Source organism: Mangrovimonas aestuarii, from assembly GCF_028767185.1.
GTDB classification, from domain to species: domain Bacteria; phylum Bacteroidota; class Bacteroidia; order Flavobacteriales; family Flavobacteriaceae; genus Mangrovimonas_B; species Mangrovimonas_B aestuarii.
Map to the genome: position 1 here is coordinate 137950 of NZ_JARACK010000003.1, position 26205 is coordinate 164154.

The window sequence follows — 26205 nt, forward strand, 5'->3', positions numbered from 1 at the left end:
TAAAATTAACTGAAATAAGTCAGTTCTCCTGTCAACTTGAAACTTTCCTTATCTACCCATTTTCTATTATGGGGATCTGTCGCATCCAAAAGATCAATCTTTAATTGTTCAGATATCTCATAACCTATTTCAAAAGCCTCTGACGAATATGGTTTTTCATAAAGCTGCCAATGTTTATTCCTATCATACCATAAATTCACCTCAAAAATGTGTTCTCCAGTAACTAAAGGCTGCCTAAACACTGATATGTATTCCGGATTATTTATAGTTTTCCAAGTTCCAAATTTCAATGGACCAATTGCAATAGTCTCTCGAAACTTATGTTCCTTTAAATCTATAAAAACACATCTAGTATGACCAAAAAATGCACCTAACCCAAGTGCCCCTATAACCACCCGAATAACAGAAGCATCTACACGATAATCATTATGCACCCAATTAGTATAAATGAAATAATAAATTAAAAGTCCAAAACCAATAGTAAAAAGCAGAGCAGAGATTACTCTATAAAGAAGAGGCTTTCTTCGTTCTGAAACTATGACATCTCTTTTTTCCATGGCTCAAAGATATACAAAGAAAAGCTAACCAAAACAGCTAAACAATTATCATTAAAAATAAATTAATTATCGTTTTTCAATAATTAATTGTTATGTTTGCCCGAGTTAACCAAATCAAACACTATGAAAAAACTGAATGTTTTGAGAGCTTTTGTCAAGTACATGTGGATTAGCTGGGGGATAGCACTCTTTATACTAACCTGTGTGTATATTTATACACTATTTACTGGAAAGGATATATTTAACCTGAGATTAAACGGTGACGAAATAGCAAAAGGCAAAACAACAATTGAATTTCAAATTTTAAATGCAGTTATTATTTTTTCAGCGGCTCTATTTATTTATGGCATTTACTTATTTGACGAAGTATTAGGTTACTTTAAAAAACGAGAACCATTTGATGATTATGTAATCAAATCCTTTACCAAAATAGGACGTCTGATTATTATCGGCTCATTATCTAGTAGCTTATCCTTAATTCTATATTCTGTTCATTTCCCAAACCATCTAAAACCAAATATTTCATTCACCATTGTTCCCTTTATTCCTATTGTATGCCTAGGTTTATTTTTTATGATTCTCAGTGAAATATTCAAAATCGCCAAAGCCGCCAAAGAAGAAAACGAATTAACTGTATAACTATGGCTATTACTGTAAACCTAGATGTAATGCTCGCCAAGCGCAAGATGAAAAGCAACGAACTAGCCGAAGCTATAGGCATCACTACCGCCAACCTCTCCATTTTAAAAACGGGAAAGGCGAAAGCCATTCGATTTTCAACTCTCGAAGCTATTTGCAAAGTCTTGGAATGCCAACCAGGAGATATTTTGGAATTTACAGAGGATTAGCACCCTAACATTTCCGATCTCCAAAAGGTATTTTTCCCAACTCATTTTTTTACAATCAACCTTATCAAATTGCCGTATCTTTACAGATATGTTTGCACTTGTTGACTGTAATAACTTTTATGCATCTTGCGAGCGAGTGTTTAATCCCAACTTGCAAGGAAAACCTATAGCCATTCTATCCAATAATGATGGCTGTGTTATTGCCCGAAGCGATGAAGCTAAAGCTATTGGGTTGCCTATGGGAGCTCCTGCTTTTAAGTACGAAGCTTTTTTCAAGAAGCATGGCATACAAGTGTTTTCATCAAATTACCCCCTTTATGGTGACATGAGCAGTCGGGTGATGTCTATTCTCCATCAATTTACTCCAGATGTGGAGGTGTACAGCATAGATGAAGCGTTTTTGCAGTTTAAAGGCTTTGACACGTTTAACCTTAACGATTATGGCGCCGATATTCGATCACGTATTTTACAATGGACAGGGATACCCACCTGCGTAGGTATTGCCCCCACTAAGGCACTTAGCAAAGTAGCCAATAAAGTTGCACGAAAATTTCCAAAGGAAACAGGAGGTGTTTACGTTATTGACTCAGAAGTTAAACGTATAAAAGCCCTGAAGTGGTTGGAGCTTGAAAAAACCTGGGGCATAGGCAGACGTTTATCCAAACGCTTACGAGTGAAAGGCTGTATGACCACCTATGATTTCACCATGTTGCCAGACGATTGGGTTCGCAAGGAATTCTCTATTACAGAATACAAGCTAAAAAAAGATCTTGAAGGCATTACTACATTGCAGTTAGATGAACACGTTGAAAAACGTGCCATTGCAACAACCAGAAGCTTTGAGTACACCTATTCTGACATTGACAATATTCAAGAGCGTATTTCCACTTTTGCCGTAAGTTGCGCCGAAAAATTGCGCGCACAAAAATCGGGCTGCTACATGATCATGGTAACCTTGAGTAGCGATCGCCATAAACAGGATGCTCCGCAACATCATGTTAAAAAAATGGTTCATCTGTCCTATCCAACAGACTCCTCACTAGTAATTGGCAAGGAAGCTGCAAAAGCGGCAAGTTCCATTTTTAAGCCCGGAATAAAATATAAACGTGCAGGTGTAATTGTTATGGGATTGGTTCCCAATGACAATTATCAATTGGATATGTTTTCAACAGAAGACCCGAGACACAAACCTTTAATGAAAGCCATTGACCAACTGAATAAAAAATATCATGGCGACAAGATAAAGTTGGGCAGCCAAGATTTAAAAAAGACCTGGAAGATGCGCCAAGAACGACTATCTCCCAAATACACCACTAACATTAACGACATTATAAAAGTAAAATGACAGCTAAGGAAACAAAAGGATTGACATTTTTTTTACCAGGCGATTCCAATGGGGGAGCCGTAATGGTCGACGCCGGTATTTCTGCAGGTTTTCCTTCTCCAGCAGAAGACTTTAAAGAACAACGTATAAGTCTCGACGAAGAACTTGTAAGAAACAAGGAAGCTACATTCTTTGCTCGCGTTAATGGTCAATCGATGATTGGCGCCGGATTGGACAACAATGACCTCCTAGTGATAGACCGTAGCTTAGCCCCTGAAAACAATAAAATTGCCGTTTGTTTTTTAGACGGAGAATTTACCGTAAAACGCTTGAAGGTGGAAGATGGAAAAGTATGGCTACAACCCGAAAACCCAGATTACCCAATAATTCCAGTAACACGGGATAATGAGTTCGTTATTTGGGGGATTGTTACCAATGTCATTAAGAGGGTATAACCTCTCAAAACATTCAACTTTTTTAACACAAAATTGTTATTATCAGGAATAACAACCTGTTGCACAATTTACTAGATTTGCTGTTTTCTATAACAGCGCTATGACAAAGCCACGTATTGCATTGGCGATTGGGGTATTATGTATTTCTATATTCCCAATATTGGTAAAACTGAGCTTAACCCCTGGTTTGATCTCTGCATTCTATAGAATGGCCATTGCCTTGGCTCTTCTACTGCCATATGTTATTTTAAAAAAACAGTTCAAGCTCAAATCTCTCAAAACAACATTGTTGGCCTTGCTTTGTGGTGTTTTGTTTGGAAGCGATGTAGCAGTATGGAATATTGCCATTCAAGAATCTACAGCTACACAAGCATCTTTACTTACTAATCTTTCTCCTGTTTGGGTTGGCTTTTTAGCCTTTCTCTTTTTAAAAGATAAACCTTCTAAAAACTTTTGGATAGGCACTATCGTTGCCATTTTTGGAATGATTCTCTTAGTTGGGCTTGATGTATTTCTATCCTTTAGTTTTGATAGGGCTTTTGTTTTTGGTGTGCTTTCCGGCGTACTCTATGCCTTTTATATGCTAATAAGCAAAAGAGTTCTCGAAACCATGAACGTTATGACCTTCATGAGTTTAAGTTTAATGGCATCGGTGATTCATTTGGCCGGTGTAAGCTACGCTCTTAACGAACCTTTTAACGGATTTTCCTCATCCGGATGGCTCGTGCTGTTTGCTCAAGGTATAGTTTGCCAGCTATTAGCTTGGCTACTTATCAGCTATGCTACTAAACAAATGAGAGCTACAAGAGTTTCGGTAAGCTTATTGGGTCAAGCCATATTAGCTTCATTTTTAGCATGGTTGTTTTTAGATGAAGCTATAAGCTTGCAAATGATAATTGGTGGTCTGTTTTTACTTTTAGGAATACGTATTACCTTTTACAATCGACCTATTCTTTTCAAACCTAAATTTTACTCGAATAACAAAAGGCAGATCAAAGAAGTTGAAACTGTTCGATAATCCCAAGTTAGAACTTATGATGTAAGCTTAGCTGTAACTGGTCTTTTGACCAACTATTAGTTACTTGACGCATTACACCGAATTGCACTCTTAGATTATCTTTTATTCCACAGCCTAAAGCAACGTAGGTTCTGTTTCTATCAAAAAGCTCCACACTTCTGCCATCACCAATTTGACGCTGACCATTAATGAAAAGCTCATTATACAACGCTAAATAAATGGAATTCTTTTCGATAATCTTTTTGTTTAACGGCACATTTACGAATAAATTATAGCGATAGCGTGTTCTGAAATCCTGATCTTCAACAAAGCGTTGCTCAAAACGAAAACGGTGTGTTAAGTAAAAACATCCCCCTACCTTTTGAGGCAACAACGCTTCTTGGTAAATACGGCTTTCTGAAGTAGTATCATCATTATCCGTCCCGTAGTCACCAGTGGTTATATGGGCATACCCTAAAGTGAACTTAACATTAGCATTTTCTGGCTTATAAGTTACACCTCCTCTTAACAACAACTGCTCCAAATCACCCATAAGGTTCCAGTTACGATATTGCACATCTCCCTGGAATCCCCAAGAACTCTCTTTAAGTGTTGTATTCCAAAAATACATATACCACGCACCAAGCTTATCTTCGTCAATTTGACTAGATGCTGAATACGAACAAAAAAGAAATGAAATAACTGCAAAAAAGAATGTTGTTCTTTTTTTCATAAAAGATTTTTTTGGGAATTGAATTGTAGTTTTTAATAGCTTATAGCAAAAATATAGGATTCGATATAGGATTCAAAATCTCTTAACACCATATAAAGAACCTCAATAAAGCACTAGCTAAATGAAAGGACCATTTTAACAGCTAACAAAAAGCTGCTATTACTTTATCAACGATAGTTTGTGCTAATTTTTCTTTACTCTCTACAGTCCAGCCTGCGATATGAGGCGTCAATAAAACATTATCTGCTTGTATTAAATACTGAAAAGCTTCAGGCATTTCGTTGGAAAACAAACTTTCGAAAGACGCCTTTTCATACTCAAGAACATCCAATCCGGCTCCGAGAACCTTTCCACTTTTAAGAGCATCGACTAAATCAGCTGTAACAACACTTTTCCCCCTAGCAGTATTGATAAACCAAAATGGCTTTTTAAAGACGCTGATAAAATTCTTATCAATCATTGCCGTGGTTTGTAAAGTTTGTGGTGTATGCAAACTAACTACATCAACTTTTTCAATAAACTCTTCCAAGCTTACTTGCTTAGCATTGGTATCACTTACACCTTCAACGATGTCGTAACACAGCACCTCAACATCGAACCCTTTAAGCTTTTTAGCAAAAGCCTTCCCCATGTTTCCATAGCCAATAATACCAACAGTTTTCCCATCGAGTTCCACTCCTCTGTTTTCCTCGCGCAACCACTTCCCCTGTCGCACTTCCCTATCGGATTTATTCAGCTTATTAAATAACGACAACAACATTCCCAGCGCTTGTTCGCCTACAGCATTTCGATTTCCTTCTGGAGCTGATATCAGTTTTACACCTTTTGATTCAGCATAATCGCAATCTATATTTTCCAAACCTGCACCAACACGGCCAATAAATTTCAAATTGGTCGCCTTATCCAAAAACGCTTTATCGATAGTAAAACGACTGCGAATAATGATTCCATCATATTCTGCTATTTTAGCTTCTACAGCTTCTTTATTGGATGTGTAGTCTTCGTGATTGGTAAACCCTGCGTCTTTTAATTGTTGAATAAGTAAAGGGTGATTGGTATCTAGGTGAAGGATTTTCATGGGAATTTATTTTCAGAAATAGTCAACTTAACTATCCTCCCAAAATTAAAAAGATTTGCAGTAAGAATTGTATTAAAACCCAAGAATCACCTTAGCCATAAAGAAGAAAAGGAAAATCCCAAAAATATCATTACTAGTAGTGATAAATGGGCCCGTAGCAATAGCGGGATCAATACCACGTTTGTCTAGAATAATTGGAACAAAAGTTCCGATTAGCGCCGCAACTATAATCACGCATAACATGGAAATGGCTATAGTTAAGCTAAATAAAAGTTGTAGCCCCATAAAATAACCGAAAAAAATCACTAAAAGCCCAAGCACCAAACCATTGATAATACTCAGCCCAACCTCTTTCAGCAAGCGGCTGAACAAACTTCCTTTTACCACATCGTTAGCAAGTCCTTGCACAATAATCGCACTGGATTGTACCCCAACATTTCCTGCCATGGCCGCAATTAGTGGAGTAAAGAAAAAGAGCTCTTTGTATTTAGCCAAAGCCCCTTCGAAACCTTCCATGATAAATACCGAACCCAAACCTCCAAACAAACCAAGCACCAACCAAGGTAATCTTGCTTTTGTAAGATCTAAAATACTATCGTCAGCCTCTACATCTTGAGAGATACCTGCAGCCAACTGATAATCTTTATCGGCTTCTTCACGAATTACATCAACGATATCGTCAATGGTAATACGCCCTAATAATACCTTGTTATCATCAACCACAGGAATAGCTTCCAAATCATACTTCTGCATGATTTTGGCAACTTCCTCAATATCCTCATCAACGGTAACATAATCAACCTTGGGAATATATACACTAGCGATATTGGCTCTTGATGGTGCAATAAGCAAATCTTTCAGCGATAAACGTCCAATTAGTTTACCATCGTTATCAACCACATAAATGGAGTGTACTCTGGTTACATTTTCGGCCTGAGAACGCATTTCACGCACACAACGGGTCACAGTCCAGTTTACATTTACCTTAACAAGCTCCTTAGCCATTAATCCCCCAGCTACATCATCGTCATACCTCAAGAGATCCTTAATATCCTGAGCATGTTCGTGATCTTCTATCTGTGAGATTACATGCTCCTGGCGCTCTTGTGGAAGTTCGGCAATAATATCAGCAGCATCATCAGTATCGAGCTCTTCAATCTCCTCTGCAATCTCCTTGGCTGAAAGATTTGATAAGATTTTCTCCCGATTATCCTCATCCATTTCCATAAGAATTTCAGAGGTCTTCTCACTGTCGAGAAGCTTTATAATATAAGTGGCCCGTTCTAGATTAAGCTCATCTAAAATATCGGCAATATCTGCATGGTGGACTTCGTGAAGTAATTCCAACGTTTGATCATCCTCACGCTCATCGATAAGGTTTTCCACCTTAGCTATAAGCTCTTTGGTAATCTCAAATTTGCTATGTGTATTGTTCTCTTCCACCAAACCCCTTATTTTTTTAGATCTTCTTCAACCCAAGAAGTCAATTCTATAAACTGGTCTACGGATATTTGTTCCGGACGGCGGTCAAAGATAGCGTTTGCTTTTAAATTATCGCTTAGTTGAAATGTTTTTAAACTGTTACGAAGTGTTTTTCTACGTTGGTTAAAAGCTGCTTTTACAACCTTAAACAACAGCGCCTCATCACATGGTAATTTATAATTAGCTTTTCGTTTAAGTCGCAACACTCCAGAATCAACCTTTGGCGGCGGATTAAACACCGATGGTGGAACAGTGAAAAGATATTCGGCATCGTAAAAAGCCTGAGTCAACACCGATAGTATGCCATAGGTCTTACTCCCTTCCTTTTCACAGATACGTTGAGCTACTTCTTTTTGAAACATCCCTGAAAATTCAGGAATCTGCTCACGCATTTCCAAAGTTTTAAAAACGATTTGTGATGAGATGTTGTAAGGAAAGTTCCCAATAATAGCAAACGGTTCTTCGCCAAACACTTGCGTTAAGTCGTATTTTAAAAAGTCTTGTTCTATAATTCTTCCTGAAAGGCCAAGATATTTTGCCTGTAAATATTCTACCGATTCGGTGTCGATTTCCACTACATATGTGGTAATATCTTTTTCCAAAAGATATTTTGTAAGCACTCCCATTCCCGGACCAATCTCCAACACTTTAGAATACCCTTCTAAGGTTAGGGTATCTGCAATTTTCTTGGCAATATTTTCATCCGTAAGGAAATGTTGTCCTAAGTGTTTTTTAGCTCGTACTTGTTGTTCTTTAGCCATAGAAATGTTGGGATTCAAATTGTGGACTATTAAGCCACAGAATACATCTAAAAATTAATCCTTGAAGGTAACCGAATATTCGTCTACTATCTCCAATTCTGTTCTAAAAGCCAACATCTTGTCGGCAAACCTAGCCAAACCATCTTGGCGCAGTCTATCGGCATGCTCAGTATAATAAGCCTCAAGATCTTCACGAGACTTAGCACGGTACTGAACCGAATAGGTTGTTCCGCCCATTTCCTCCTCCACTAATACCTTGGTAAGTTTTGCTTCGGTGAATTTTCCCGTTGCCAACACCTGTGGAATGTGTTCTTTTATCCAAGTCAACCACTCATCGTGAACCGAATCGTCTACGTTTATTGTAACGTTATAAATAATCATGGTGAAAATATTTTTGCAAATAACAGAAGTTATTGGCTGTCTTCAAAATAAGGACAAGGTGTTTTTCCCAATATCGCCCAATAATCCCTTAAATTACAGGTTTTAGTTGATAGTATCGCCACGTAGCGCCCTAAATCGCTTTCTTGCCTCGACAAAGTAGATACTGTCTTCGTAATTAAAAATGATTTCTTCGTAAAGAGGCTTGGCTTTCTCAGGCTGTTTTAACTGATCTTCATAAAGTCTGGCCAAATAGTAAAATGCATCGTCTGCAAGAATTTCATCTTTGTAGTTATCAATAATGCTTTGGTAATTATCTGCTGCCCTCTGATACTGCTCAGTATCTTTAAACAACTGCGCTTGCTTAAAGAGAGCTTGATCCATAATTGTTTCGGTCTTATGATTTTCCAAAACAGAATTCAATATTCTAATCGCTTCTTCAGGCTTGTTTTGATAAGCCATTAAATCTGCTTTTGCATAAAGCTTCAATGCCGTTTGTGTAGAATCTTCAAACTTGTTGTCCGATATCAATAGCATCAAATCCAGAGCATCGTTTGCGATAAGTTGGGATGTTGATGACTTCAGTATTTTAAGTTGGGATTCCGCCCATTTAAAATCCCCTTTGTAATAACTTGTTTTCGCCACTCGATAACGCGCCTCTTGAGCAAGTGTACTATTTTTAAGGTTTCTTTGAATTTGAGTGTAATAAATCAACGCTTCATTAAACCTTTCTTCGAAAACCAAAATATCTCCCAACTCTAATTTAACCTGGGCCTGTTGATATTCTGATAGTGGCAACTCTAAACTTTCTTTTAAAAAAGTAATCGCCTCGGAAGTTTTATGCATTTTAAATGCCAAAAAATGTCCATAAGCCACCTGTAACTTTATAGTTTGAGGGTATTTACCATAGGTATTAAACAAGCCCAAATAGGTCTTATTCACAATTTGGAGCTTTTCATCTTCCATTTCCTGAATTTGAAGCAGTTGATACTGGGCCTCAAGCTGTGTATCCATATCTTGGGCCGTTTCAACTAAAAATGTGAAAATATCTTCGGCGATGTCGAACGATTTATCATTAACTGCAATTAGTCCCAGCTCCTCAACTCTACTCAAACTCTCTGGTTGACGATTAAAAATAGCCTGTTCCTGAATAAATGCCTTATAATACTCTTTCTGCTGAACAAACAACCAGCTCAACATTTCATTCCACATTAAATTTGGAGTATCCTGAATTTTCTTAAGCAGCGCCCTTTTCAACATAACATTGTTTGACGCTGAACCATCTTCACTAATAAAATCTGTAATGGCTCGCTTAATGTTGTTAAGGTATTTTGGATTCTTTTCAACGAAATCTATATAGCTTGTAAACATACTCTCAACATCCCCTTGTTCACCGTAGATTCTCGCTAATTGCATATTAAAGTTCATACTTGGCTTAATCGCCATGGCTTTTTTATAAACGGTTGCAGCTTCCTCAAGAAGCGAATGATCTTCGAAAGCTTTTCCCACTGAATAGGAATAATTAACATTCTCGTCGATTGCAGCAATGGCCTTAGCATAATTATCATTAGCTAAACTAAAATTTTCTTTTAGCTGATAGTTATATCCCAGTTCCACCCATAAAGAAGCATATTTAATTCGTTCTAATGTTTGAAGAAGAAAAATTTCGGCTTCGTCGTATTGTTCCAACTGTTGATAAATACTAACCAATTGGGCAATGTAATTCACATTGTTGGGCTGTTTATTGAGAAGTGATTGATAAGCCAAGAGCGCCTTATTGAATTCTCCATTATTAAAATACTCCTTCGCAATAATATCGTCTTGCGACCACATATTGACAGTAAATAATAACAGACAAACAATAAGAATCCTCCTCATGGTAGTACTTTGGGTAAATATAATAAATAGAAGCTGGAGGCGCTGCAAAAGTTTTTATAAAAAAATGCCCGAAAGAGGACTTCCGGGCATTATACCAACCAAAATAAATGTGCTATTAATCTTCTCAATTACGAGAAGGATTTAGTTGATTGGACTAAAAAAACCATAAATAAAAGAACTACATTCAATTATTTACAACAACAGTTGTTACATTGCTTTCAGGCTTGAGTAATTCCTCCCCTGAAAACAGAATTTTGCTTGCTACAAGAATTAATGTTATTAGTAATAGTATGCGCTTCACATTTTTCATAACAAGCAGGTTAAATAGATTTGGGATTACTAACTTCCTCATTATTTTTTAAAACGCAAAACATTTGTAAAAAAAATCGACGAATAGCAGCTGTTATTTGCAGTTCGTCGATTATATGCGCTAAATACCGCATCAAAAAGTAGTCTTAAACTTTCTTCTTGACTTAATCTATAATGTTAAATCCTGTATACGGACGTAATACTTCTGGCACTAAAATCCCCTCCTTAGTTTGATAATTTTCCAAAATTCCCGCTAACACTCTTGGTAAGGCCAAAGAGCTACCATTTAATGTGTGCGCCAATTGATTCTTACCTTCTTCATTCTTAAACCTAAGTTTTAAACGATTAGCTTGAAAAGTTTCGAAGTTTGAAACAGAAGAAATCTCCAGCCATCTGTCCTGAGCCGTTGAGAACACCTCAAAGTCATAAGTTAAAGCAGAAGTAAACCCTAAATCTCCTCCACACAACCTTAAAATACGGTATGGTAGTTTAAGATCCCTCAGAAGTTCTTTTACGTGATCTACCATTTCATCAAGAGCTTGGTAAGAACGGTCTGGATGCTCTACCCTTAAAATTTCAACCTTATCGAATTGATGCAAGCGGTTCAAGCCTCTTACATGAGCTCCATAACTTCCTGCTTCACGGCGAAAACAAGGCGTGTAACCAGTAATTCCAATAGGTAAATCTGATTCGTTCAACACTACATCACGGAAAATATTTGTTCCAGGAACTTCTGCTGTAGGCAGTAAATACAGGTTATCTCCTGTAACATGATACATCTGCCCTTCCTTATCTGGTAATTGCCCGGTACCAAAACCTGACGCTTCATTAACCAAAAGAGGCAATTGATATTCAGTATACCCTGCTTCAGTATTCTTATCTAGAAAATAAGCAATCAATGCACGTTGCAATCGAGCCCCTTTACCTTTATAAACAGGAAATCCTGCACCTGTGATTTTATTTCCCAACTCGAAATCGATGATATCGTATTTCTTTGCCAGCTCCCAGTGCGGTAACGCCCCTTCTTCCAATTGTGGTATATCCCCCTCACGAAACACCTCTTCATTATCCTCATCTGTGTTTCCGGCTGGCACGATATCATTTGGAACATTAGGGATAGTGTACAACAATCCGTTAAGCTCTTCCATTTTATTGTTTAAAGACTCATTTAAAGTCTTTGAGTCTTCTTTTAACTGACCTGTTCTCTCCTTAAGAAGATTAGCTTTCTGAATCTCGCCCGATTTAAACAAGTTACCTATTTCTTTGGACAAGCTATTGGATTCTGCCAGTGTATTATCTAATTGGGTTTGCAATTGTCTGCGCTCCTCATCGAGTGCAATTACTTTTTCAACCAATTCTGTAGCGTCTATATTACGCTTGGCCAAACCTGCAATAACATCAGCTTTGTTCTCTCTGATAAATGGTACTTGTAACATGGTTTAATAAATTAAAAAACATTAGCGTTTATGCGATTTTATCGCTGATAAAGGGCAAAAATAAGAAGTTTTTATGTTGGAGTAAATAAATTACTGCTATTTTGATGGGTAAAGCCATTCACTATGTTTGAATGGATCCCACTTTACAGCAGCCAAATCAATATCAGGGTTAACAAATGGCTTTTTGTCCTTACCATTAACAACCACTTTATTTCGTTTGAGATATACAGATATGGAGTCGCCTTTGGCTTGGTATTCGCTTTTTAAACGTTGAGAAAATTGCCAAATCACATCAGGTTTAGTGAACAACATCTTCCTCTGCTTCACACTCACATAATCATGAAGCTTTACATAAAACGCACTGTCCTTTGTATGGTTTACAATTTGATAGGAGCCAAAACCGTTTTTTGTACGCAACATCATTCGCCAAGACATTCTGTGCCCTTCTTCGGTCCATAACACATCATCTTCTATAAAATGATGCCTTAACGGCAAGGCCAATTGCACCACAAAATGAACTGCCAAAACCAAAACAAAAGCATTAGCTAATTTGGGCACAATCACTTCATCGCTATTGTAAAATGGCTTACTTTTTAAGAATATGGAGTGGATGGTTTTAGGCTCAAAGAAAAAGAGACAAAACGCCAGTGATAAGTAAGGGAATATACCAACTTGAAACACTATAGAATTAAACACATGAAAAAATATCGAAGCGAAAAACGCCCATTTTCTTGTTTTCCTAATTAACAATAAAGGGATTACCAATCCATCAAATAAAATGCCTCCATAAGCCAAGAAATAATGCACCCATTTTTGCTGAAGCAAATCACCCACCAACCAATAATTCGCTTTGGATTTCATTAAAATCTCCATAACCGAAGTATCTAACCAATCTGGATAAATCTTAGCTATAGAGCCGTAAGTGTAAACAATAAACATTTGCAAAATAAACACCCAAGCACTCCATTGTGGCATTGAAATGTTCTGTATGGAAGGATTTCGCTTAACATCAAGTGACAAATACCTATTGGCTGGTTGAATCGCCATTATTACGCCCAACACCACCAATAAATAATAATGGTTATTATAAGATGCCTTTTGCATGAAATAGACACCCGCCCACATTACAGTGAACATAAAAGCACTAAACCTGTAACGATAGCCCAACATAATACCCAAACCGAAAACCCCCATTATAACATAGTAGAAATACATACCACTTCCTGGTAAAGGCTGTAACCAGTCAAGTCCAATAAAAGAAAATGTAAACTCTGGATCTACCAGTGTACGTTTAATCCAGCCCGTGAATATTGCTCCAACGGACTCCAAAAAACATAACAATCCAAAAATAATTCTAAAGACAATCAGGGCAGAATTGTCTATACGACGAAAAAGCAGGTTATTCATTTAAGTGTTCTGAAATATAAGCCAAGGTGGTTTCTCTATCTATTCTCAATTGATTTTGAAGCGCCTCTACTGAGTCGAACTTCTCTTCATCCCTTATACGCTCAAGCAATTCAACAGTAACTGTACTAGAGTACAAATCTTTATTAAGATTCAAATAATTTACTTCAATGGTTTGGTTAGCCCCATTGACAGTAGGATTCACTCCAATATTCATCATCCCGTAAACTACTTTATCATCAATAATAGATTTAACGATGTAAACCCCATTTTTAGGCACAAGTTTATACTCTTCTTTTAAGGCAATATTAGCTGTTGGAAATTCAAGGGTTCTGCCAAGCCCTTTTCCTTTTACAACCTCACCAGTTATACTGAAAGGGTGGCCTAAATAGGATTTAGCTTTTGAAACGTCACCTTCAGCCAAAGCTGCTCTAATCTTTGTAGAGCTGACTGCAACTTCATTTACATCCTGAGCAGAAATCTCCTCAACCTCGAATCCATATTCCTCTCCAAACTCTCTTAAATCATCAATATTGGCGGTACGGTTACGTCCAAAATGGTGATCGTACCCTATAATAATCTTTTTTACCTTCAGCTCATTAACCAATACATTTCCCACAAACTCTTCTGCTGTTAACCTTGAAAATTCCTTGGTAAACTTTTTAACATAAAGACAATCTAGCCCCAAGCCCTCCATTATGGCTGCTCGCTCTTCTAAAGTATTAATCAATTTTATGTTCGCATCTTTCTGAAGCACCATACGAGGGTGCGGAAAAAACGTAAGCACCACCGACTTCAGCCCCATACGATTAGCTTCAGCAACTAATCGTTTTACAATTTTCTGATGCCCTATATGAACGCCATCAAAAGTCCCTATAGTAAGTACTGTGGGCGAATGGTAAGCACCATCTGTTTCGTGTAATATTTTCAAACGTCTTAAGTTTCTACAAAAATAAAAAAGAGGATTGAAACTCATTTCAATCCTCTTTGAAAGTTTATAAAACCTATGTCATTACTCCTTTATAAAAGGAATAGACATATTTGCGTTTTGTTTGCTCAATTTCACAAAGTACATACCATTACTCAATTCACTTGTATTGATTGATAAATCAGATACAGATGAAATTGTTTTAGTAGCGACACGCTGCCCCAATACATTGTAAACCACATACGAATCTGGCAAATCGTTATTGTTTACTTTAATATTAAGAACATCCTTTGCAGGATTAGGATACACTTTTACTTCATTATCAACAAAATAATCTTCTGTCCCTAAAGTTGACGTTGTAATTTGAATTGATTCTATACTTCCAAAATCACCTCCACTATAAATTAAAGAACCATCACCAGTGGAAAGCTCATACGATCCGTCTCCATAATCACAACAGATACCATCCCCATATTCGTCATTAATTGTAAAAATGTAGCACTGGTTTCCACTTACAGTAAAGGATTCATTATATGTAGAATTGTTATCGTAAGTATTGGCTGGCGATGAATACAGCACAGCTCCACTGCTATCTTTAAATTCCCAGCTGGTTTCATCTCCATAGTTATCTGTAACTATAGTCAAATTAATCTGGGTTGTGCTAGACTCTACAGAAAAGCCTTCATTAGTCAAAGAAGATCTCTCATTTGCCAAAACCGCCAACATTCTTGCCTTTTGGTCATTAGTAAACACATTCATACAAGAATCGTCTGTATAGTCCATATAGTTTTGAACCATATCAGGCGTTCCACAAGACGAATGCCAAGTTGGGCAACCGTAGTTCGCATCATCAACTGAAGGAGTGTCGGCACAACCATCACCACTTCCATTACATCCGCCTTGAAAAGTATGGTACAACCCTAAGTAATGCCCAACTTCGTGTGTAGTTGTTCTACCTAAATTATAAGCCCCACCTAAAGTAACGTTGGGGTCATCATTAGAACCGAAATATTGATACCCCATAACAACACCATCTGTCATTGCGTTTCCGCCAGGAAATTGACCAAATCCTAACAAACCGGCACTACTCCATTGTACAGTCCACATATTTAAATACCTAGATGAATCCCAAATGGTCTGAGGTTTTAAAATCGTATTAGTGTTACTGCTCGCACCACTTCCTCCCCATGAGGTAGCATAAGCAGACATATCTACTCTATCGATTCCGTTTGTAGGATTACAGTTCGGGTCGGTTTCTGCTAAATAAAATTCAATTTCTGTATCAGCACCATCTGGGTGGGTATTGTATCCATTAGTTCCCATTGCTCTACGGTAATCGTCGTTTAATACCTGAATTTGCGACAACACCTGAGCATCAGAGATATTTGGCCCAACTCCTACGGCTTGACCATTATGAATTACGTGTACCACAACAGGAATTCTAATAACAGTCCCATCTACTTCCGAAGATCGAGATACCTCTTTATCTTTAATATATTGAGAAAGCCTTGATTCAAACTCGTTACTACCCATCATATTAGGATAGCTCTTAAGCATCTCTTTATTGTATTGGTCCGACGAACATCTAATATATCCGTCCGGAGACACATGCATATCATCAGCGGATATTTGCTTTTGCTGAGCAAGCCCTATTGCAGACCATAACCCACACCCAAAAGCAAATGCTTTAATGGTAATTTTTTTCATATTCTTATCAATTTTTTCTGGAAAATTGCGCTAATATAATGATAACATGCAAAAAAAACCTCATTTTATTCACAAAAAACACATTTTAGAGTCATTTTAACACTACAGATCATTAACGCAAATTAACATCAATGCAGTAATAGCAACATCTTGAGAGCCTGACCTCTAAAAAAAAAAAAATCTAATAACGACTCTTAATATATTAATTGAAAAAACAAGTTGCTTCGATTTTTATATTAACTTTATAAAACACCTCAACTCGCTAATTACCTGCATTTTAAAACCAGACTTATCATGAAAGAAAAATCAACGCTCATTTTGAGTTTAGCTTTTATGTTATTCTCACTTTCAACATTAGCTCAAAATGAAATCTTCAACAAAATTGACTCCCCAACATCTTCTTTATCTTTTCAAATCAATCAAAACAAATTAAGCGAACAGTTAGCCTCGGCGCCAATAAGGGACCTGTCTTTAAATAGATCACTAACTATGGAATTCCCAAACTTCAATGGAATGCTTGAGAAATTCAACATTGTAGAAGCCCCAGTAATGCACCCTGATTTACAGATGCAATATCCTGAAATTCGTTCTTATGCTGGTTACGGAATAGATGAACCTACAGCATACTTGAGATTTAGCTATTCACCATACAATGGGCTTAATGGAATTATTTTAGGAAGTGAACAAGCTACAATATTTAAATCTTCCTCAGACAACCCAAACAAAGTAATAGTCAACAAGTATTCATCAGGAAAACTACACAGAGATTTCATTTGTGAAACAATCGATGAAAACATGACCGAAATCGTTAATAGCACTGAAGCCACAGACCGTGACGCAGACGATAGCATACTTAGAAAATACCGACTGGCTATGTCTGTATCAGGAGAATATTCAGTTTATCACGGAGGAACATTAGCCTCTGTAAACGCAGCAATTAATGCTACCATAACTACTGTAAATGGCGTATTTGAAAATGACTTTAATGTTACATTGGAATTAATCGCTACCAACGACCAAGTTGTTTATCTAAATCCGACTACTGATCCATACAGCGGATTCAGTGACAACAACTACAACAGCGTTTTACAAAGCACTCTCAATAGCGCTATAGGCGCAGCAAATTATGATATTGGACACTTAATGGCTGGAATAGGAAACAATGGTAATGCTGGCTGTATTGGATGTGTTTGCAACGACAGCTCAAAAGGAAGCGGGTATACAACTAGCACTGTTCCTGAAGGCCCAAATTTTGACATTGATTATGTTGCCCATGAGATGGGACATCAGTTTGGCGCAAACCACACTTTTACATTTAGCCAAGAAGGAGGCATTGCACAAATGGAACCCGGAAGTGGCTCCACTATTATGGGTTATGCAGGAATTACCGGACCAAATACAGATTTACAGCCCAATAGCGACCCATATTTTCATGCCGTTTCCATTCAACAAGTCACCAATTACATTAAGATATTTGGAACCTGCTCGGTTAACACAAATACCGGAAACGCTACACCTGTTGTAAATGCAGGAAACAACCTTACCCTCCCCATAGGAACAGCCTTTAAGCTAATAGGCACTGCCACCGATTTAGACGGAGATACACTCACCTATTGTTGGGAACAATTTGACGAAAATAATGCAGCATCAACCTACCCAAATCCTAATTCTACTGACTCGAATTCAGTTTTGTTCCGCTCATATAATCCTAGTTTAAGTCCAGAGCGAATTTTTCCCAGAATGGAAGACTTATTGGAAAACGGAGTTAACGGTAATACTTGGGAAAAAGTACCAAATGTGTTAAGAACGGCCGACTTCAGATTAACAGTAAGAGACAATGTAGAAGGAGGTGCAAACAATAATCATGATGACGTGACAATAACATTTAACCCAGTCTATGGACCACTTGAAATTACCTCACAAAACTCATCAGATATTATCTGGGCATCCAACACTTCAGAAACCATAACATGGAATGTAAACAACACAAACACCCTTGCAGGATCGTCCAATGTAAACATCTTACTTTCTACCGATGGAGGCCTTACATTTTCAACAGCCTTAGCGACAAACACCCCTAACGATGGCTCAGAAACCATAACTGTTCCAGACACACCTGCCCCTTATTGCAGAATCTTGATTGAACCAACAAACAACCAGTTTTTTGCTGTAAACACAACATCTTTTTCAATTGACTACACTATTGACACAACCTGTGAACAATATGCATCTGCCAGCAACTTAGATCTAGCTATACCTGACGGATTAAGCCCTAATCAACAAGGCCCAATTTTAACTAATGTCATTAATGTCCCTACTGCTTTAAATAACTTTACAAGCTTGAAGGTAAACGTAGACATTACCCATACATGGGTAGGAGATTTAGTTATACAACTAAACCACCCCGATACCGAAACCTTCAATATCCTTTGGGGAAGAAACTGCGACAATGGCAGCAACAGTGGGTTGGATGTTATTTTTGAAGATGGCGCCACTTCAATCGTATGCGCCAACCCGGTTTCAGGAACCTATTCTCCTGCAACTCCCTTAAGCGTATTCAACTCACTTGAAACGATGGGAGATTGGACCATTGCGATTGCTGACTTTTGGAATGGGGATACTGGAACTCTAAATGACTGGTATATTGAGTTCTGCACAACTACAGAGACCCCTTTAGCAATAGAAGACATTGAAAACCAGACAAACCTCACCATCTACCCCAATCCAAATAATGGAGTATTTGCTATTAAACTAGACACAGCTTCTTCTGAAACTATAGATGTGCAAGTACTTGATGTAAGAGGCCGCGTTATTTTCAAAGAGAACTACGCCAACTCTTCGAGCTTTCACCAAACCATTAACTTAAATCACATTCAATCTGGAATGTACATTGTTAAAGTAAGCGATGGCCATAGAGATCTCACTAAACGAATTATAGTTAATTAATAACACCCATTCTTTAAAAAACAATAAAGCGGCCAAATGTAAAGCCGCTTTTGTTTCTCAGATAAGCACAGTTTATTTACCATTAAAGGCATTCATAGTTCTGGCGCTTCCCGCAGTACCAAAAGACCTAATCAATTCAACCGATTTATCCAATCTATCTTTAAGCTTAGACGTTTCCTCTTCATTCCATTCCCCTAGCACATAATCAACCTGTCTTCCTTTACTGAATGAATCACTAATCCCGAACCTAAACCTATGGTATTTAGCTGTATTTAACTTGTCCTGTATGTCTTTAAGCCCATTATGCCCACCATCACTTCCTTTGGCTTTTAAACGTAACGTTCCGAATGGCAAATTAAGATCGTCCGTTATTACCAAAAGGTTTTCCAACGGGATATTCTCCTTTTCCATCCAATATCTTACGGCTTTTCCACTTAAGTTCATATAAGTGCTTGGCTTAAGCAGTATAAAAGTTCTTCCCTTAAATTTATAAGTAGCTACATCACCAAGCTTTTGAGTTTCAAAAACAACATTTTCCTCTGTTGAAGCTAAATGATCTAATACCTTAAACCCTATATTATGTCTCGTATTGTGGTATTTCTCCCCAATATTTCCTAGCCCAACTACCAAGTACTTTTTCATATCCTTAATATTATCCTGAGACGCTTTATTGCCTTTTACAAACCAACCGAATAACCACTTCATGTGTACATTCTTTTGGAATAAAAATAAAAAAGCATCCTGAATAATCAGAATGCTTCTTTATATAAACTATTGTGAAATTTATGCTTCAGCTGTAGCTTCTGGAGTTCCAGCTTCTTCAGTTGACTCATCTTCATCTAAATCGTCATCAGACACGTTCATAGAAGCTCTAGAACGTCTTACTTGACAAACCACAGTGTTATCTGGGTGCATGAACTTGTAAGCATCATTCTCCAATGTAGTGATGTAAAGTTTACCTCCAATTCTTAATGGAGTGATATCTGCCTCGATAAAGTCTGGTAAGTTACCTGGTAAAGCTTTAACACGTAGGCTACGCTTGTTCTTACGTAACACACCACCAGCTCTAACACCTCTAGAGTTACCAACAAACTGTACTGGAATATCCATAGTTACAGCTCTGTCTTCGAACAACTGATAGAAGTCGATGTGAAGGATTTTGTCTGTTACAGGGTGGAACTGGATATCCTGAAGGATAGCGTTGAAAGTCTCACCGTTGTCTAAAGCAATCACAACTGTATGCGCGTTAGGCGTATAAACCAGTTTAGAAAATGCTAATTCTTCTGCAGAGAAATGCACTGGCTTATCCCCTCCGTATAGTACGCAAGGAACCTGTCCAGCATTACGTAAGGCTTTTGTTGACTTCTTGCCTACGCTTTCTCTTTGAGATCCATTGATTGTAATTGATTTCATTGTAAGTATATTAATTAAATTATGAAATTCGAACTTATCGATTTATTACTGTTTACACTTTGCATTACTGTTCCAAACAAATCTGCACAGCTTAAAACCTTTATTTTATCACTCTTTTGCTTTAAAGGAATAGAGTCTGTAACGATCAATTCCTGAAGCTTTGAGTTTTCAATACGCTCGTATGCGCTACCAGAAAGAATAGCATGGGTACAAATAGCTCTAACACTTAATGCTCCACGCTCCATCATAACATCGGCTGCTTTGGTAAGTGTTCCGGCAGTATCTACCATATCATCTACTAAAACCACGTTCTTGCCTGTTACATCACCAATCAATTCCATGTGTGAAATCACATTGGCTTTAGCTCGTTGTTTATAACAGATTACCACATCGCTCTCCAAAGCTTTAGCATAAGCATAAGCACGCTTAGACCCTCCCATGTCTGGAGATGCAATAGTTAGGTTATCTAGATTTAAAGCTTTTAAATGTGGCAAGAAAATAGTTGATGCAAATAAATGATCAACAGGTTTTTCAAAGAACCCTTGAATTTGATCAGCATGCAAGTCCATAGTAATGATACGCGTAGCACCAGCTTCTTCAAGCATTTTAGCTATTAGTTTTGCAGCGATTGGCACTCTTGGTTTGTCTTTTCTGTCCTGTCTAGCCCAACCAAAATAAGGGATTACCGCAGTAATGTGTCTTGCAGAAGCACGTTTGGCAGCATCAAGCATCAACAACATTTCCATTAAGTTTTCCGGCCCAGGATTGGTAGAACCAATTATAAAAACACGGGTTCCACGTATCGACTCCTCATAAGAAGGTTGAAATTCCCCATCACTATAAGTAGACGTAATAACATTACCTAGGTCTGCACCATAGGCCTTCGCAATTTTTTCTGCTAGTTCTCTACTTTGAGTACAAGTAAAAATCTTAGCTTCGGTAACTACGTTTGGCATATTAACTCAATGTTTTTTAGCGGTTTATATAAGGTCTCCACAAATGAGGTGCAAAGTTAGAAATTTATTTTTACCTGAAAAGGATAATATCTTCTATTTTTTGTTGAAAATTAAATAAAAACAATTATTTTTGCCCTCGCAAATAACACCTATTACACTTGCTCGAGTGGCGGAATTGGTAGACGCGCTGGATTCAAAATCCAGTTCTTTCGGGAGTGTGGGTTCGATTCCCACCTCGAGTACGACAAACCCTTGTTAAACAATTGTTTAACAAGGGTTTTACTTTTCAAGTAATTACTCAACAAACAAACCACACCCCCAATCGCAAATATTCTTCAAAAAGTAAATACTAACATTTTTTCTGAGGATAGATTAAACAACTATCTTCTTCAATCATAGCATTGTTAATTTTTGTTCTTGAAAAAAAATTAACAATGCTATGATTAGGATACTATACTGGGTTGTAGTTGAATTACAAATAGTCGATTCTAGAAAACTAAAAAACAATTTGAACTAGGAACTCGGCCACAGTCTGATTAGCCCCCTGGTCTAAATCAATTGACCCTACTGCTGCTTGCATTTTTAAATTATGACCTAAAAAATATTTGGTAAAACCAAAGGTATAACTACTAGCCTCAGGTAATAATGAAGCTTCGTTGTCTTTAAATTCTGGCTCCATGCCCTCATACCTCAAATCAAAACTAAATCCTGATTTAGTGACGTAGCCCAACTGAAAACAATAACTATCTCCCAAAACAAGATATTCACTAATTTGCTGGGGAGCCAACAACTCTGTAGCATCAATATCTAAAAAAGGAACACCCAAGTCACTGGCACCGCTACTAGCATATTCTCCCAAAAAAGAGAATCCTTTATATTTTAGAAGTACATCTGCAAAAAATTGTGAATAATCTGGTAAAAGGTTTTGACCATTACCATCATAGAATAAAAATGCACCATGATCCTCACCGTTTGAACCACTCGCTCCATTATTTTCACTTACTGCAGCTCCCACTAAAATTTTAAGAGACTCTTCATGAATGATATCTGCAGTATACTCATTATTACCTTCAGAAAAATACCCTAAAGGATAAACATCCAACCGAGCACCAATTTTCAAGCCTCCCAAATCAGCATCACGAGAATCTTGCCCAAAAGAATTTCTTCCATCACCAGAAGTAACTGCAAAGCTAGGAGCAATACCAATTTTACTACCAAACTTACCTTCCACAAACAGTCCAAATTCACGCCCTGTATTACTGTATAACCTACTGAGGTAACTTCTATCAGTAAATTGAAGTTTATCTTCTCTGTACAACATTTCTCGATTATTAAGGAATGTTTGCTTTTGCCCTCCTGTAATGGTTAACCATTGAAAAGGGTGATACGCTATCCAGGCATCCAAAAGGGATTGGCTTAAACTAAAATCTGTTTGAATTAAAAAACTTACTTTCTCCTTAACAGCTTTACCCCCAACAATTAAATAGGTTCGCTTTGAGTTGAATTCATATTCCGCATCCATATCCTCTATCTTTTCATAATTTACAGCTGGCTGAATGAATCCTCCTAAATTAAACTGATAGGCCCCTTCATTAAAAGAAAAATTTAATCCTTCACCTAGTTTAAAGTTTGCTTGGTTTTTAAGGGTATACTGGACTTCTTGATATTCCTGACCTTCTTCAAGCTCTTGGGGTTCTTGAGCACTTAAAACGTTTATGCCGAATAATATGAATAGGAAAATTGATTTTTTAATAATTGATTGCATATTAATTCTTTTTAGATAATCTGTATATAGGTAATTCTTGATTATATTTTACTTTTAAAACTCCAAAGCTTACAAAGCCGTTTAAAGCCTCTGGCTCTAATAGTTCTGTTAGTAATGGGGCATTTTTTTGATCTGTTGAAATAAAATATGTTCCTACTGGAAAAACCAATGATTTTTTAACAAGTTTAGTCTTTACAGATTGACGAATCATTTTCTCATAAGGCTTATCTTCCTTATCAAAATCTATCACTTTATAACAATCAACATTAAACTCCGTTTCTTCACCTAACACATTAGTTTTTATCCCTAAGGTGTTTAATTTTTCAATTAGATTTTCGTACTTTTTGTCAATTATATAAGCTTGAGGCTTATCCCTAACCAATTCAGGACTAGACTCTAAAGCATTTCTTATCATCACATTCATATCAATAATCTCTTTAGTATCTAAATCTAGAACCTCTATACTACCTTCTTGAACTTTTCGTTTACTAGTTACCGTACTTTTTATTTCGGTGGTTATTGCCTTATCTATTTCAGATTTAACTAGCGTTACATTTTCATAAGCTGACTTTAAATAAGATATTCCTACTAGATAGGTAGTCGCTATTCGGCGCTGAAATGAGGTTCTTCCTAGATTTACGCCTCTCACTTCTATTAAAGTAGAAACGGCATTTGTTAATGCATAAGAAGTCGCACTTGATCTGGCGTTTATTGAGCCAAGGTTAAAGTGAATATCTCCATAGTAATCTGTAGTGGACATATAATCATGATACCTAAGGTTATTTTCATCAAGAATCTCTCTTGCATTTTTCACAAACACAGACTTCGTTAAATCTTTCATGTTTTCAGGAACATTAAGGTTTCCTGAATATAAAAACATAATATCATACACTGAGGCTATACCAAAAGACCCCATCTTAGAAAAGTCACGACGAAAGGCATTATACTCATGAAAATCAACAACCACTTCTGGATTAAATGCAGAAGCAGCTTCTTTTAGAACAATAGTTTCCGGCGCCATTAGTTTAGTTTGGTCACGGTTTAAATCCAACCCATTAGCCGCATAACGACTGTGCTTGAGATAGCCATCAATATTTGCCATAGGAATCACTGCTAGCTCAATCCTATCCAACAAGTACCTACAATCGTTTTTGTTTAATAAACTGTGTAACAGATATAGCAACCCTTCTGTGCTTGCAGGTTCGTTACCGTGAAGCCCTCCCTGCATCCAAACCTTTATTTTTTCCTTGTCTGAATCTGGATTTGTGAGCTTAACTAAAGGAATTTTATACCCTTTCTGACTCTCACCAATAAAAGTCATTTCGACCTTATCTGGGTAAGTTTCTTTAAGCGAACTTATAAACTGAATTAGCTCATCATAATTGGTAAATCCTCTTTTTTTCTTTAGTGCTGGCGTTACTAGACCCAAGGTATCCGCATCCTTAAAATATCGCTCGGTAATCTTCTTAGATTGAGGATTAAGTTGTGAAACAGCAGGTATTACATATAAAAAACAGAGAAATACTAGACTAATTTTTTTCATCTTAAAAGGAAAAGGTTAACATTAATCGTGCAATCCACTCATTACCATCAATAGGGTTGCTATTAAAATCATTGATAGTATCCCCTTCAATGTATGTAAATGAAGTTTGTATTTTAGCACCATAGTTCCTGGCTAAGTATTTAGTTACTCCAATGGTGTAATAATTAGGCCTACTATAGAAGGTTCCATTATTTAAAAAAGAATGTTCATCTGCCTCCAAATGGGTGAATCTTGCATCAACAGAGTATCCACTTTTAAACAAATAACCCATTTGTATATTATACCCTTCCCCAAGCATCATTCTACCTTTCACGTAGTTTTCAACATCCTGAATACCATTAACCTCAAACGTAGTGGAAACCGTCCCATCATTTCTCACACGTTGAGTAATATCTGAAGGAACAGACGCAGTTGTTTTCACAAATTCTCCTAAAGCAGAAAACCCGAGATATTTGAAAAGGAAATCAACTCCAAATTTGGTATAATCAGGCAGAGATTCCTCATCAGAATCATTAAGATAAATTATAGCGCCACTTTCCCGCCCACGCCTACTGCTCATACCATTATTAAGACTATAGTTAACCCCAACCACTAATTTAGGCGACCGCTCCCTGACAACATCTACTTGTCTAAACTGCCCGAAATTTGTAAACAAACCAAATGGCAAAAAGTCTACCCTACCACCTACTTTTAAACCTCCATGATCTTTGCCAAACACATTTCGACCATCACCATTTGTTAACACAAAATAGGGTTTTAGAAAAGTTCCTCCCCCTGTTCTAAATCGGCCTTGCATGAATAAACCAAATTCACGAATAGATGCAAAAGCCGAAGTTACTCTGCTACGCTCAATCAATTGTAAAGCATAAGAATTCATAAATAACTCTCTATTATCTGTATAGGTTGAGCGTTGCCCAAAAGAAACATTGATTCTATTTGTAATACTATACGAAACATAAGCATCCATCAAGTAACTATCTGCCGCATCATCAACTTCAGAAGACCCACTTAAATCAGCTTGAAACCTGTAAGAAAACCTTTTGTTACTAGAATTCCCCTCAATTCTCAATCGAGCTCGACGCATCCTAAACCTGTTTTGATTATCTAGCTCCTCTACATCCGTATAACTCTTGGTTTCTGCATAAGGTTGTAAATAGCCACTAATTTTAAGTTCTTTACCATCTTCTGTACTAAACTGCAGACCTTCACCAAACGAATAGGTATTCAAGCGAATATTTTGCCCTTGTATTTGATGAATCAAAAACAAAAAACCAATTAATGGCAATAATTTATATTGTTTCATATTA

Annotated in this window: 23 protein-coding genes and 1 tRNA gene; 7 read left to right on the plus strand and 17 right to left on the minus strand. The window is 37.1% G+C overall.

Annotated features, from left to right (window positions below):
• Positions 1 to 5: 5 nt before the first annotated feature.
• Positions 6 to 557 (minus strand): hypothetical protein, encoded by a 552-nt coding sequence (locus tag PWU04_RS05340; protein WP_274474820.1) that lies wholly within the window; start codon positions 555 to 557, stop codon positions 6 to 8.
• Between the two features lie 123 nt (positions 558 to 680).
• Here PWU04_RS05340 and PWU04_RS05345 point away from each other — a divergent pair, with 123 nt between their 5' ends.
• The 5 genes from PWU04_RS05345 to PWU04_RS05365 all read left to right on the plus strand — a co-directional run bounded on the left by PWU04_RS05345 (position 681) and on the right by PWU04_RS05365 (position 4202).
• On the plus strand, positions 681 to 1196 hold the full coding sequence (locus PWU04_RS05345) for a DUF2975 domain-containing protein (protein WP_274474821.1): 516 nt from the start codon (positions 681 to 683) through the stop codon (positions 1194 to 1196).
• A 2-nt stretch (positions 1197 to 1198) separates the two neighbouring features.
• Complete coding sequence (locus PWU04_RS05350) at positions 1199 to 1405, plus strand: helix-turn-helix domain-containing protein (RefSeq protein ID WP_274474822.1); 207 nt, start codon at positions 1199 to 1201, stop codon at positions 1403 to 1405.
• Between the two features lie 88 nt (positions 1406 to 1493).
• Entirely contained in the window at positions 1494 to 2750 is a 1257-nt protein-coding gene (locus tag PWU04_RS05355) for a Y-family DNA polymerase (RefSeq protein WP_274474823.1), read from the plus strand.
• Positions 2747 to 3184: a LexA family protein gene (locus tag PWU04_RS05360; RefSeq protein WP_274474824.1), complete on the plus strand. Its 438-nt coding sequence runs from the start codon at positions 2747 to 2749 to the stop codon at positions 3182 to 3184. The genes PWU04_RS05355 and PWU04_RS05360 overlap by 4 nt, the downstream gene beginning before the upstream one ends.
• A 100-nt stretch (positions 3185 to 3284) precedes the next feature.
• Entirely contained in the window at positions 3285 to 4202 is a 918-nt protein-coding gene (locus PWU04_RS05365; protein WP_274474825.1) for a DMT family transporter, read from the plus strand.
• 7 nt (positions 4203 to 4209) lie between these two features.
• Here PWU04_RS05365 and PWU04_RS05370 read toward each other — a convergent pair whose 3' ends face one another.
• The 10 genes from PWU04_RS05370 to PWU04_RS05415 form a co-directional block, all read right to left on the minus strand.
• Positions 4210 to 4914, minus strand: a complete 705-nt coding sequence (locus tag PWU04_RS05370) for a DUF2490 domain-containing protein (RefSeq protein WP_274474827.1) — start codon at positions 4912 to 4914, stop codon at positions 4210 to 4212.
• Positions 4915 to 5056: 142 nt separating this feature from the next.
• Positions 5057 to 5992 (minus strand): 2-hydroxyacid dehydrogenase, encoded by a 936-nt coding sequence (locus PWU04_RS05375; RefSeq protein ID WP_274474828.1) that lies wholly within the window; start codon positions 5990 to 5992, stop codon positions 5057 to 5059.
• A 72-nt stretch (positions 5993 to 6064) separates the two neighbouring features.
• The gene (gene mgtE / locus PWU04_RS05380) at positions 6065 to 7435 is read right to left on the minus strand and encodes a magnesium transporter (protein WP_274474830.1); all 1371 of its coding nucleotides are present in this window, start codon (positions 7433 to 7435) and stop codon (positions 6065 to 6067) included.
• An 8-nt stretch (positions 7436 to 7443) separates the two neighbouring features.
• Positions 7444 to 8235 (minus strand): 16S rRNA (adenine(1518)-N(6)/adenine(1519)-N(6))-dimethyltransferase RsmA, encoded by a 792-nt coding sequence (gene rsmA, locus PWU04_RS05385; RefSeq protein ID WP_274475021.1) that lies wholly within the window; start codon positions 8233 to 8235, stop codon positions 7444 to 7446.
• Between the two features lie 54 nt (positions 8236 to 8289).
• Complete coding sequence (locus PWU04_RS05390) at positions 8290 to 8616, minus strand: DUF4286 family protein (RefSeq protein WP_274474831.1); 327 nt, start codon at positions 8614 to 8616, stop codon at positions 8290 to 8292.
• Positions 8617 to 8718: 102 nt separating this feature from the next.
• Positions 8719 to 10491, minus strand: a complete 1773-nt coding sequence (locus PWU04_RS05395; RefSeq protein WP_274474832.1) for a tetratricopeptide repeat protein — start codon at positions 10489 to 10491, stop codon at positions 8719 to 8721.
• Positions 10492 to 10964: 473 nt separating this feature from the next.
• Positions 10965 to 12236, minus strand: coding sequence for a serine--tRNA ligase (gene serS / locus PWU04_RS05400; protein ID WP_274474833.1), 1272 nt, complete (start codon positions 12234 to 12236; stop codon positions 10965 to 10967).
• A 96-nt stretch (positions 12237 to 12332) separates the two neighbouring features.
• A complete protein-coding gene (locus PWU04_RS05405; RefSeq protein WP_274474834.1) occupies positions 12333 to 13643 on the minus strand; it encodes an HTTM domain-containing protein in 1311 nt (436 codons plus the stop codon).
• Positions 13636 to 14571, minus strand: coding sequence for a bifunctional riboflavin kinase/FAD synthetase (locus PWU04_RS05410; protein WP_274474836.1), 936 nt, complete (start codon positions 14569 to 14571; stop codon positions 13636 to 13638). Before PWU04_RS05410 ends, PWU04_RS05405 begins: the two co-directional genes overlap by 8 nt.
• A gap of 81 nt (positions 14572 to 14652) precedes the next feature.
• A complete protein-coding gene (locus tag PWU04_RS05415; RefSeq protein WP_274474837.1) occupies positions 14653 to 16275 on the minus strand; it encodes a M43 family zinc metalloprotease in 1623 nt (540 codons plus the stop codon).
• A 294-nt stretch (positions 16276 to 16569) separates the two neighbouring features.
• Between PWU04_RS05415 and PWU04_RS05420 the strand changes: the two genes are divergently transcribed.
• Positions 16570 to 19221: a zinc-dependent metalloprotease gene (locus tag PWU04_RS05420; RefSeq protein ID WP_274474839.1), complete on the plus strand. Its 2652-nt coding sequence runs from the start codon at positions 16570 to 16572 to the stop codon at positions 19219 to 19221.
• A gap of 72 nt (positions 19222 to 19293) precedes the next feature.
• On the opposite strand, the gene pth is transcribed toward PWU04_RS05420, so the two are convergent.
• The 3 genes from pth to PWU04_RS05435 form a co-directional block, all read right to left on the minus strand.
• The gene (gene pth / locus PWU04_RS05425; protein ID WP_274474840.1) at positions 19294 to 19926 is read right to left on the minus strand and encodes an aminoacyl-tRNA hydrolase; all 633 of its coding nucleotides are present in this window, start codon (positions 19924 to 19926) and stop codon (positions 19294 to 19296) included.
• 78 nt (positions 19927 to 20004) lie between these two features.
• Positions 20005 to 20634, minus strand: a complete 630-nt coding sequence (locus PWU04_RS05430) for a 50S ribosomal protein L25/general stress protein Ctc (protein ID WP_274474842.1) — start codon at positions 20632 to 20634, stop codon at positions 20005 to 20007.
• A 14-nt stretch (positions 20635 to 20648) separates the two neighbouring features.
• Positions 20649 to 21590, minus strand: coding sequence for a ribose-phosphate pyrophosphokinase (locus tag PWU04_RS05435; RefSeq protein WP_274474843.1), 942 nt, complete (start codon positions 21588 to 21590; stop codon positions 20649 to 20651).
• 160 nt (positions 21591 to 21750) lie between these two features.
• Between PWU04_RS05435 and PWU04_RS05440 the strand changes: the two genes are divergently transcribed.
• Positions 21751 to 21832 (plus strand) — tRNA-Leu (locus PWU04_RS05440).
• 254 nt (positions 21833 to 22086) lie between these two features.
• On the opposite strand, the gene PWU04_RS05445 is transcribed toward PWU04_RS05440, so the two are convergent.
• From PWU04_RS05445 to PWU04_RS05455, 3 genes are read right to left on the minus strand one after another with little or no spacing between them, the layout of a single operon-like run.
• Complete coding sequence (locus PWU04_RS05445) at positions 22087 to 23355, minus strand: hypothetical protein (RefSeq protein ID WP_274474844.1); 1269 nt, start codon at positions 23353 to 23355, stop codon at positions 22087 to 22089.
• Position 23356: 1 nt separating this feature from the next.
• Positions 23357 to 24898 (minus strand): M14 family metallopeptidase, encoded by a 1542-nt coding sequence (locus PWU04_RS05450; RefSeq protein WP_274474846.1) that lies wholly within the window; start codon positions 24896 to 24898, stop codon positions 23357 to 23359.
• A gap of 1 nt (position 24899) precedes the next feature.
• Positions 24900 to 26201 (minus strand): porin, encoded by a 1302-nt coding sequence (locus PWU04_RS05455; protein WP_274474847.1) that lies wholly within the window; start codon positions 26199 to 26201, stop codon positions 24900 to 24902.
• Positions 26202 to 26205 lie beyond the last annotated feature (4 nt).